Below are 2,903 nucleotides of genomic sequence, written 5' to 3' on the forward strand. Positions count from 1 at the left end.
TTTTTTGGTCAAGCCCTCGATCTATTAGTATTGGTCAGCTGAACATGTTACCATGCTTACACCTCCAACCTATCAACCTCGTTATCTTCAAGGGATCTTACTTCCGAAGAATGGGAAATCTTATCTTGAGGGCGGCTTCACGCTTAGATGCCTTCAGCGTTTATCCGTTCCATACATAGCTACCCGGCTGTGCAGTTGGTCTGCAACCGGTACACCAGAGGTACGTCCATCCCGGTCCTCTCGTACTAAGGACAGCTCCTCTCAAATTTCCTGCGCCCACAACGGATAGGGACCGAACTGTCTCACGACGTTCTGAACCCAGCTCGCGTACCGCTTTAATGGGCGAACAGCCCAACCCTTGGGACCTACTTCAGCCCCAGGATGCGATGAGCCGACATCGAGGTGCCAAACCTCCCCGTCGATGTGAACTCTTGGGGGAGATAAGCCTGTTATCCCCAGGGTAGCTTTTATCCGTTGAGCGATGGCATTCCCACTTATTACCACCGGATCACTAAGTCCTACTTTCGTACCTGCTCGAGCCGTCGCTCTCGCAGTCAAGCCACCTTTTGCCTTTACACTCTTTGAATGGTTTCCAATCATTCTGAGGTGACCTTCGAGCGCCTCCGTTACCTTTTAGGAGGCGACCGCCCCAGTCAAACTGCCCGCCTGACATTGTCCCTCATCCGGATTACGGATGCAGGTTAGAAATTCAATGACATAAGAGTGGTATCCCACCGGCGGCTCCACGAAAACTAGCGTTCTCGCTTCTTAGCCTCCCACCTATCCTGTACATATATCATCGAATCCCAGTATCAGGCTGCAGTAAAGCTCCATGGGGTCTTTCCGTCCTGTTGCGGGTAACCAGTATCTTCACTGGTTCTTCAATTTCACCGGGCGTGTTGTCGAGACAGTGCACAAATCATTACGCCTTTCGTGCGGGTCAGAACTTACCTGACAAGGAATTTCGCTACCTTAGGACCGTTATAGTTACGGCCGCCGTTTACTGGGGCTTGAATTCAAAGCTTCGCTTGCGCTGACCTCTCCTTTTAACCTTCCAGCACCGGGCAGGCGTCAGCCCATATACTTCACCTTACGGTTTCGCATAGACCTATGTTTTTGCTAAACAGTTGCTTGTGCCTCTTTTCTGCGGCCTCTTGCGAGGCTCCCCTTATCCCGAAGTTACGGGGTCATTTTGCCGAGTTCCTTAACAACACTTCTCCCGTCGGCCTGTGGATTTTCTCCTCATCTACCTGTGTCGGTTTACGGTACGGGTACACATAACGCAATAGCGGCTTTTCTCGGCAGTGTGGATTCGGAAACTTCCTTACTTTTTTTCAGTCCTCATCACGTTTCACTTACAGGAGACGGATTTGCCTATCTCCCACAGCTTTACGCTTGACCGGGTCTTTCCATTCCCCGGTTTCCCTATCCTCCTGCGTCCCCACAGTTCTGATTATGTGTAGTACAGGAATATCAACCTGTTATCCATCGACTACGACTTTCGTCCTCGCCTTAGGCCCCGACTAACCCTGGGAAGATTAGCTTTACCCAGGAATCCTTAGATATTCGGCCTACATGTTTCTCACATGTATCTCGCTACTCATTCCGGCATTCTCTCTCCTGTTTCGTCCACCATCGCTCTCACTTTGGCTTCGTCCTTGCAGGATGCTCCTCTACCACTTCCTACCTTGTAGGAAATCCGTAGCTTCGGTGTCGTGTTTTAGCCCCGTTACATTTTCGGCGCAGGTTTTCTCGACTAGTGAGCTATTACGCACTCTTTAAATGTATGGCTGCTTCTAAGCCAACATCCTAGTTGTCTATGAAATCCCACATCCTTTTCCACTTAACACGTACTTTGGGACCTTAGCTGTCGGTCTGGGCTCTTTCCCTTTTGTCCACGCGACTTATCTCACGCAGACTGACTCCCGAGGGTATCTTGACGGCATTCTTAGTTTGATATGAGTTGGTAACCTTTTTGGGCCCCGCGTCAGTTCAGTGCTTTACCTCCGTTAGACTCCAGCTCGAGGCTAGCCCTAAAGCTATTTCGAGGAGAACCAGCTATCTCCGAGTTCGATTGGAATTTCTCCGCTATCCACACCTCATCACCACGTTTTTCAACACATGTGTGTTCGGTCCTCCAAAACCTTTTACGGTTCCTTCAACCTGGACATGGATAGGTCACCCGGTTTCGGGTCTACTAATACCAACTCTACGCCCTATTCAGACTTGGTTTCCCTTCGGCTCCGATGCTTCTGACATCTTAACCTCGCTGGCATTAGTAACTCGCCGGACCGTTCTACAAAAAGTACGCCATCAGCCCGTAGGCCTTTGACTGTTTGTAAGCACAAGGTTTCAGGTTCTCTTTCACTCCCCTCCCGGGGTCCTTTTCACCTTTCCTTCACAGTACTGCTTCACTATCGGTCACTAGGGAGTATTTAGGCTTGGGGGGTGGTCCCCCCGGCTTCCCACAAGGTTTCTCGTGTCTCGTGGTACTCTGGATCCTGCTCGCTGCTTCAAGATTTCGTCTACCGGGCTTTCACCGTCTACGGCTGGCTTTCCCAAAACCATTCGTCTATCTCTCAGCAATGCTAATTGCAGTCCGCAACCCCGAAGAACCAGGTCCTTCGGTTTGGCCTCTTTCCCGTTCGCTCGCCGCTACTTAGGAAATCGAGTTTTCTTTCTCCTCCTACTGCTACTTAGATGTTTCAGTTCACAGCGTTCCCTTCCATACGCTATGGATTCACGTATGGATACTTGAGGTTTGCTCAAGTAGGTTTCCCCATTCAGATATCTCCGGATCGATGGCTGTTTGCGCCTCCCCGAAGCTTTTCGCAGCTTACCACGTCTTTCATCGGCTCCTAGTGCCAAGGCATTCTCCTTGTGCTCTTTCTTGCTTGACCAGT

General features: G+C 50.4%; 1 rRNA gene. It reads right to left on the reverse strand.

Going from position 1 to position 2,903, the window contains the following annotated elements:
• Window positions 1-4: 4 nt before the first annotated feature.
• Window positions 5-2,900 (reverse strand): 23S ribosomal RNA (locus tag GPK49_RS06435).
• Window positions 2,901-2,903 lie beyond the last annotated feature (3 nt).

The organism is Clostridium sp. MCC345 (assembly GCF_018785345.1).
In the GTDB taxonomy this organism is placed as follows: domain Bacteria; phylum Bacillota; class Clostridia; order Lachnospirales; family Anaerotignaceae; genus Anaerotignum_A; species Anaerotignum_A faecicola.